The following is a 7,627-nucleotide window of genomic DNA, read 5'->3' on the forward strand; positions in this document are numbered from 1 at the left end:
CCCGTAGCAGTAACCGACCACAAACTCAATACGCCACGCCGTACCTACTTTGACGTCGCACTGACGCGATCCAGAGGTGGGAGTTCTGATCCAGGAGGCGCTCACCGTCCACCGAGATTGACTGGACGTGCAGGATCCCCGGTCCTTTGTCAGTGATTGTCAGGTCGGTCTGCCGCCCGACGCCGCTCACCGCGCCGGTCTCGTACGAAACGTTGGTCACCGGGAGTGGATGATACGTCGGACGGCGGATCATGGCGCCGGCAGGCAACGCTGAGAACAGAATGAGCAGTATTGCGGTGACCATGATGGATACGGCGCGGCGGGACGGGTGCCGGGTACGGGCCGAAACGGATTGCGCCGCATCCCCCATAGCCCCGGAGTCGTCGGTAAGGACGGGCACCAGATCGAGGTGCGGGCGGCACACCGACCTGCCCGGTGAGGGGAGCATGGTTTCCTCCGTGCTGTATTTCCAGAAATCTGTCATCCCGGCCCGAGGATACTAGGGGCCCGGTACGCTGAGTGGTCAGGTCCTACGGGAACATCTCCACCGGACCGGAAGCATGAGCCCATCCGGGGTATGCGGATACCCCTTGCGGGCACCCCCGGTGAATGTGGACGCAGCCGGTCATCCGGCCCGTGCTCCCGGGCAATGGTCGGTAACTGGACTGGTCCTCCCGGATGGCGGTCAACGGCGGTCAACGGCGGTCAATAGCGGTCAACGGCGGTCAATAGCGGTCAACGGCAGGCGTGACCGCCGCCCGGACTTGCGCCGGTTCGACACAGATGTATCGGTTCTCCCATCTTGTGAATGTTGTCATCGATGGTTGGACGGGCAGGGGCGTTCCGGTGTCAACCGCATCGGGTTCTCACCGGCCCGGCTGCCCGCCCGATGCGCGGCCCGATAATCCGGACGGGAATACGTAAACGTGGAACGGAATCGAAGGGCTCGGCGCGCCGTTGTCATTGAGTGGGGAAGTTCTGGTAGGGAATAGCGGATCGGAGAACACGTGAGAGACGCGAGAGAGGTTCAAATATGCGTCGACCCGTTAAGAGAAGAACCGGGCGAGCTGTCGGTGTCCGTCGCATTCTGGTGACCATCGGAGCCGCCGTCACGCTCGGTCTGCTCACCACCGGCGCGGGCTGCCAGCCGCCCGGCACGCCCTGCCCTCCCTACCCACCCGTCCCGCAACCCAACTGCCAGCCCATCCCGAACTGACGTGTCCGGCCGCGGCGGGTCACCTGTCCGGGTGAGACGCCGCGCAGGGCGCAAGGGAGGGAAGATCGGTGTCCCACACGCGGGTCCATCGGTGGTCGGCCGTCCGGGTCGGTCGCCGGTGGGCCGCGATGGGCCCACCCCGCCGCGACATCTGCCGTGCCTGCGACATCTGCCGTGCCTGCCGTGTCTGCCAGGCCGAGGTGGTGCACGACGGCCCGCAGAACCTCGGCGAGTCCGGCACGCACCCGTGGGTCGCTCACCGTGCCGTCCGGACCGATGGCCTCCCTTGCCACGGGAAACGACGCGCAGGCCGACGCGCTGACGTTGGCAGCCACCTGGTCCAGCACCGTCCCCCAGCTCGGCTCGGGCACCCCTCCCCCGGCTCGGGGCGGCCACGTTGACCCAGGCAGCGGACTTACCGTAGAACTCCCCGCCGCCGATCGTCCAGTCGATCAGGTTCTTGAAGCTTCCGGGTAGCGCGCCTGCGTACTGCGGGGTGCGGAACAGCACGGCGTCGGCCGCTGTGAGCTGCGCGCGCAGTTCGGCCACGGCAGGCTGGGGCGCGTCGTCGCTCTCGCCGTAGCCGTGCTCTCGCCGTAGCCGTGCTCTCGCCGTGGCGGTGGTTCTTCGATGATGGGTTTCGACGGTGGGTGCGGCCGGGCCCGGTTCCTTGACGGTGGCCCGCCGACTCCGGCAAACAAGATGGATGCGGACCATTTCCCCTGGTGAAACAGGGTTCAGGCAAGGGTTCAAGCAGGCCGGAGCGGTACGCGGGGTCACGTCCTCCCACGGGGACGCCATCTCGCCCGGACCGGCGGTCGTACGGTGAGCGCGACCTCCGTCGACGGGCTGGTGGGGCTGGATGGCGTCCTCGGTGACGTCCTCGCCGCCTATGATCTCGGCCCGTCGCCGCGGGCGAGCCTGCTGCATGTCTCGGAGAACGTCACTTACCGCGTGGACGACCCGGCGACCGGCCGGCGTTGGGCGTTGCGGCTGCACCGGCCCGGGTACCACACTCTCGTCGAGATTCACGGGGAGCTGGCGTGGGTGGCTGCCCTGCGCGCCGACGGCGTGGTCGTGACGCCGCCGGTCGTGCCGACGAGGGCGGGTGGGCCCGTGGCGACCGTGGCCGCGACCGGAACCCTCCCCCCGAGTGCCGCCTCGCTGGATCCCGCTGGGCCGGATCCCGCTGGGCCGGGTGGTGCCGAGCGGCACGCCGTGTTGTTCGAATGGGTCGACGGACGTTCACCGGAACCGACGGACCCCATGTCCCTGCGCGGCGCGTTCGGGCAGCTCGGGGACATCACCGCGCGGCTGCACCGGCACGCGCGGGAGTGGTCCCGCCCGACTACCTTCGCCCGCTTCGAGTGGACCTGGCGGAGCATGCTCGGCGACGCCGGCCGGTGGGGGAGCTGGTCGGAGGGCTTGGTCACCGCGCTGGCCGACGACCCCGGCCCGCCGGGGGACGGCCCGCGGGGGGACGGCCGCGCGGCGTTGGGCCTGCTGAGCCGGGCCGCGGCCGACATCGAGGCACGCCTGGCCGCCTTCGGCACCGGGCCGGACCGGTTCGGGCTCGTCCACGCCGACATGCGGCTGGCGAACCTCCTGGTACCCCGGGACGCGTCCACCGGGGACGTCTGCGTGATCGACTTCGATGACTGCGGCTTCGGCTGGTACCTCTGGGATCTTGCCGCGTCGCTGTCCTTCATCGAGCACCTCGACGAGGCCGGCGACCTGGTGGCCGCCTGGCTGGCCGCCTACCAGCGCCAGCGCCTGCTCACCGCGGACGACGTAGCGATGATCCCTACCTTCGTCCTGTTGCGCCGGCTGCTCCTGGTGGCCTGGCTGGGTACCCATCCGCACTCGGACGCGGTGCCGAGTGCCACCGAGTACGCCCGGGACAGTTGCGAGCTGGCCGAGGCCTATCTGGGCGGGCGGTTCCTCGCCGGCTGAGGCGGCGGCCTGCGGCCAGGCCTGACCGGTGGCTCGTCCCGCCCGCCCGAAATCCCCGAGGACCGGCCCGCCCGGACCACTCAGCGGCCGGTGAAACGGGGCGCGCGGCGCTCCGTCGAGGCGCGCACCCCCTCGGCGAAGTCCTCGGTGGCCCGCAGCCTGGCCTGCTCGGCGGTTTCCCGCTCGGTGGCCGCCCGGATGACGGGGACGAGATCCGCCCACATCGTCTCCCGGATGCTGCGCACGGCCAGCGGCGCGGCGGCGGTGATCTCACCGGCCAGCGCCACCGCGGCCTCCCGCAGCTCGGCGTTCGGCACGAGCCGGTCGGCGAGGCCGATGCCGAACGCCTCCTGCCCACCAACCCGGCGACCGGTGTAGAGCAGGTCGAGCGCCTTCTGCCGGCCGACGACCGCCGGCAGGGTCACCGAGATGCCGAAGCCCTGGTGCAGCCCGATCCGGGAGAAGTTCGCCGCGAAGCGGCTGTCCGGGCTTGCGACCCGGAAGTCCGCGGACAGCGCGAGCCCCAGCCCGCCGCCGACCGCGCTGCCCTGCACCGCGGCCACGACCGGTATCGGGGAGGCGAACAGCCGTAGCGCCTCGCGGTAGAGGGCCTGCGCCCCCTCGTCCGCCGAGATCGCCTCGGCCGCACTCGCGCCGGAGAAGTCGGCTCCGGCGCAGAAGTTCCTGCCCTGGGAGCACAGCACGACGGCACGGACGTCGGAGTCGGCGTCGAGCTTGTCGTAGATGTCGGCGAGGGTCTGGATCAGGCGCACGTCGAAGAAGTTGTGCGGCGGACGGCAGACCTCGACGACGGCGACGTGGCCGGGCAGGGTCTGTACCGTGATGTCTCCGGACTCGCTCATGATGATCCTCCGTCGGGTCGTCCGTGCTGGTGCCGGCGGTCCGCCGTGCCGGCGGGGTCTCCTCCGTCCGACATCGTCCATCCTGACCGAAAACGCCTCGCGGGTCGCGTCACGGGCTGGGCCTGGACCGGGCCTGGACCGGGCCTGGACTGGGCTTGGTGTGAGCGGACTGAGCCTGGAGCGAACGGAGACGGACGCGGCTGACCTCCCGTTCCCTGACGACGAGTTCGACGTGGTGCTCTTCTGTTTACCGGCTAGATCATGCTCACGGTGTTCAATGTGCTGTGCTGACCGGACAGCCGCCGCGTCAGCGGCCGGGGGCCGGCCAGAAGGTCGCGAGCGGAATCGGGGAGTCCGCCGGGACCGAGGAACCGAGGACGACGTCGGTGGGGGTGATGGCGTTCGCGTCGCTGTACGGCCCGCCCAGCGTGCCGAGATCGGTGAAACGGCCGTCGTGCCAACGGAACGCGTGCCCGTTCGCCGTGCCGGCGACGGTTCCCCGGTCGTTGATGGCGGTCACCCCAAAGTCGCCGCTGGGCACGCTGATGGTCGTGCGCTGGCCGTGCCACCAGACGAATGCATGGTTCGATGAGCCGCGGCTCAGGACGAGGACCTGGCCGGCGTTGTTGATCCCGATCGCCCAGGATTCGGTGTCGCCGGGCGGCGTACCGAGGTCGATCAGACGATCGCGTTCCCAGAGGAAGGCGTGGGTGTGCCCGTCGGCCGTGTCGCTGTAGCCCACGATCTGCCCGGCGTCGTTCGCGGCCACCGCGGTGCTTGACGGGCCGCCGAGGGTACCCAGGTCGTGCAGGGTGCCTCTCCACCAGCGGAAGGCGCGGGATGGGCCGGCGGCGGTGTCACTGCTGCCGGCGATGACCCCGGCGCTGGTGACCGCGACGGCGGAGCTGCTCGGGCCGCCGAGCGTACCCAGGTCCTGCAGGTGGTTGTCCGCCCACCGGAAGGCATGGAACGTACCGGCGTTGGTGGTGCTGGTGCCGACGATGACCCCGGCGCGGTTGACCGCCACCGCGGTGCTGCTGTAGCCGCCGGCCGTGTGGGTGCCGCCGAGGTAGCCCAGACCCTGGGGCAGGGAGGTTCCGTGTTCCAGCCGGAACGCCTGCCGGTCGTAGTGGCTGACGAAATCGCCGATGACCAGGCCTTCCTCGGTCACCGCCTTCGGCTCTGTGCTGCCGTTGAGGACATGCACGGTGCCGTCGCGCCAAAGGAAGCCCGTGGCGCTGTACGCGCTGCTGTCCCAGTGACCAACGTAGAGTCCGCGGCTGTTGCCACTGGTCAGCGAGCCGGGACTGCCCGGTCCGGGAATGCCGACCCCGGCCGGCGTCGTCTGGCGTGGGTCGGGTCGTGGTTCTGGAACCGGCGCCGCCAGGGCCGGGGGAAGCCCGGTGAGGGACAACGGTGCGGCGGCTGCGGCCATGACCGCTAGGTGGACGAATGTTCTCCGGTTGCTCGGCACGGCCGACCTCCCTGGTCAGGCCTTCCCGACCGTCGTCGTGGCCGCCGGGGCGCCGTCGCACGGGTTCGGTCGCCAGGATCCTGGCGCCGGATCGGGTCGGGATGGCTGGACGGAGGACCGGCTGGCACCCCGTCAATTGATTACTAAATGAAGCCGGATGGTGTCGATCTGTAGTCAACTTGTCAATGAATGACACGCCCCGCCTGCGGCCGCGAGGCGCGGAACGTCGCGGGCGCCGGCCGGCGAGCGGTGCGCTGACGTGGGCGTCAGTCGACTCCACCCAGATGGTGGGGACGGCTCAGGACACCGTGATGTCGAGTTTCATACCCAGCGACTCGTGGTTGTCGACCGGGCAGTCCAGCTCGTAGGTACCCGGCTGCAGGGTCACGGTGAGGTCCTCGGACTCACCCGGTGCGAGGTCTTTCGTCGTGGCCTCGTGCAGGCCGGGCCCCTCGATCCTCAGCGCGTGCGTCACGTGTCCGGCATTCTGGGTGACGAAGGTGTAGGTGCCCGGGGTGAACGTGTTCCGGGAAAGTTTGATCACGAACTCGGTCTCGGTGACCGTCACCTTCGTCGCGCCGGCGGTTCCCGCGCTCGTCAACGGACCGGTCGGGGACGGCTTGGCCGACACCGAAGCGGGCGCGTTCGGCGTGGGCCGTGGCGTCGGGGTGGTTGTGCCGCCGCACGCGGCGGTGAGGGCGAGGATCACCGTGCCCGTCGCCATGACCGCGGCAGCCCGGCGCCCACCGCGCCGATGCGCGGCCCGTCGACCCTCGAGAAGGCCGGGGCGGGCGGGGCCTGCGGTCAAGGTTCGCAGGTGATCGGTCACGTGGTCTCCTCGGAAGGTCCGCCGGTCGACTGCGATGGTGCCCTGACGTCGTGACGTCGTCCTCTAAGCGGCTCCGGCGCGTCGCGTCGCATCACGCCGAGGGCACCACGAGGCGGTCGCGTAGGCCGTGGACGGCCGGTGGGGTCAGCCGCGCCTCGTCGTCGGGACCAGTTGGGGCAGCAGGGCTCCGAGCCCGAAGCAGACGGCGGTCGCCGTGATGGTGATGCCGAAATCACTGGGGATGCCGGGCGACAGCAGCCGAGTGGCTGAAAGCGCGAAGATGACGAACAGACCGACCCCGCAGCCGGCGGGCACGAACCGCAGGCCGCGCTGCCACCAGGTGGCCGGCACCGCATGGCGACCGAGCGGGAGCAACGCGACGGCCCAGAGCAGCCCCATCAGGACGACAAGCCCGAGGCCGAACAGCCCGTAGATGGACAACAGCGATCCGTGGATGTCGGCGGTTCCCGACACCCTGGCCACTGTGTGCAGGTCCGCGCCCCGGATCGCCACCTCCACCGGCATCAATCCGGTGGCCCGACCGTCGAGGTCGCGCACATCCAGGTCGACGGTCCAGTTCGCCGATCCGCGGGCCGGGATGGTCGTGCGCACCCGGGTGTCGTAGTCGAAGAAGGTGAGGCCGGGCACGGTTCCGCTCAGCCGTACCGAGTCGACGGGGACATTCGACCGGGTCAGGTTCTGCACGCTGACCACCACGCGGGCGACCGCACTGGCTTCGAGGACCACGTGGTCCTCACCGAGGGGCTGACCGTCGACGGTGACGCCGAGTTCCACCCCGCCGCCGTCCGCCGCATGGACCGGAGACGCCATGGGTAACATGAGCCAACTCAGGCACGCCGTCAGGCAAACGGCGACGAAAATACTTTCCCGCGCCGACCTCCCCGTCGGTAATCTGACATTCACCGCTTCTCCCCGTGGCCCGGATGACCGGCAACGCGACTGTTATCCTATCGATCGTCGTAGGGCGGGACTTCCGCCTAACGTGCATCACGTTGTCTCCGCCGGTCCGGGGCAGGCCGCCGGCAACGGGCGTGTTGCCAGCCGCACCCGGGGGGCGCTCTGGTGTCTGGCCAGCGAGTATCTGGTCGATTCGTGCCACGGCCGTCGCGCGGTCTGGTATCGACGGTGTTTGTCGTTGTGTTTTTCTTGGTCAGCGGGGCCGGCGTCGCCACGGCGGTGGTCAGTCCCGGGACGTCGACCGGCACGTCGTCGGAGTCCATCTCCCCGTCCCCGTCCCCGTCCCGGTCCATCCCCCCGTCCTCGTCCCCACT

The 7,627-nt window shown here is 70.0% G+C and carries 7 protein-coding genes and 1 pseudogene; 2 read left to right on the top strand and 6 right to left on the bottom strand.

Annotated features, from left to right (window positions below):
• Positions 1–25: 25 nt before the first annotated feature.
• Complete coding sequence (locus AC08OX_RS12330) at positions 26–370, bottom strand: hypothetical protein (protein ID WP_476607954.1); 345 nt, start codon at positions 368–370, stop codon at positions 26–28.
• Between the two features lie 720 nt (positions 371–1,090).
• Here AC08OX_RS12330 and AC08OX_RS12335 point away from each other — a divergent pair.
• On the top strand, positions 1,091–1,216 hold the full coding sequence (locus AC08OX_RS12335) for a hypothetical protein (RefSeq protein WP_258165189.1): 126 nt from the start codon (positions 1,091–1,093) through the stop codon (positions 1,214–1,216).
• A gap of 420 nt (positions 1,217–1,636) precedes the next feature.
• Here the strand turns inward: AC08OX_RS12335 and AC08OX_RS12340 are convergent.
• A pseudogene (locus tag AC08OX_RS12340) lies at positions 1,637–2,146 on the bottom strand (NADPH-dependent FMN reductase); the annotation flags it as partial.
• Here AC08OX_RS12340 and AC08OX_RS12345 point away from each other — a divergent pair.
• Complete coding sequence (locus tag AC08OX_RS12345; RefSeq protein WP_476607955.1) at positions 2,042–3,169, top strand: phosphotransferase enzyme family protein; 1,128 nt, start codon at positions 2,042–2,044, stop codon at positions 3,167–3,169. The pseudogene AC08OX_RS12340 and the gene AC08OX_RS12345 overlap by 105 nt on opposite strands.
• Positions 3,170–3,249: 80 nt before the next feature.
• Here AC08OX_RS12345 and AC08OX_RS12350 read toward each other — a convergent pair whose 3' ends face one another.
• The 4 genes from AC08OX_RS12350 to AC08OX_RS12365 all read right to left on the bottom strand — a co-directional run bounded on the left by AC08OX_RS12350 (position 3,250) and on the right by AC08OX_RS12365 (position 7,166).
• Positions 3,250–4,032 (bottom strand): enoyl-CoA hydratase/isomerase family protein, encoded by a 783-nt coding sequence (locus AC08OX_RS12350; RefSeq protein ID WP_476607956.1) that lies wholly within the window; start codon positions 4,030–4,032, stop codon positions 3,250–3,252.
• Positions 4,033–4,339: 307 nt separating this feature from the next.
• The gene (locus AC08OX_RS12355) at positions 4,340–5,506 is read right to left on the bottom strand and encodes an HAF repeat-containing protein (protein ID WP_476607957.1); all 1,167 of its coding nucleotides are present in this window, start codon (positions 5,504–5,506) and stop codon (positions 4,340–4,342) included.
• A gap of 298 nt (positions 5,507–5,804) precedes the next feature.
• A complete protein-coding gene (locus AC08OX_RS12360) occupies positions 5,805–6,335 on the bottom strand; it encodes a hypothetical protein (protein ID WP_476607958.1) in 531 nt (176 codons plus the stop codon).
• Positions 6,336–6,479: 144 nt separating this feature from the next.
• Positions 6,480–7,166 (bottom strand): hypothetical protein, encoded by a 687-nt coding sequence (locus AC08OX_RS12365; protein WP_476607959.1) that lies wholly within the window; start codon positions 7,164–7,166, stop codon positions 6,480–6,482.
• Between the last annotated feature and the right edge of the window lie 461 nt (positions 7,167–7,627).

The organism is Frankia sp. CoBUL1, assembly GCF_978021245.1.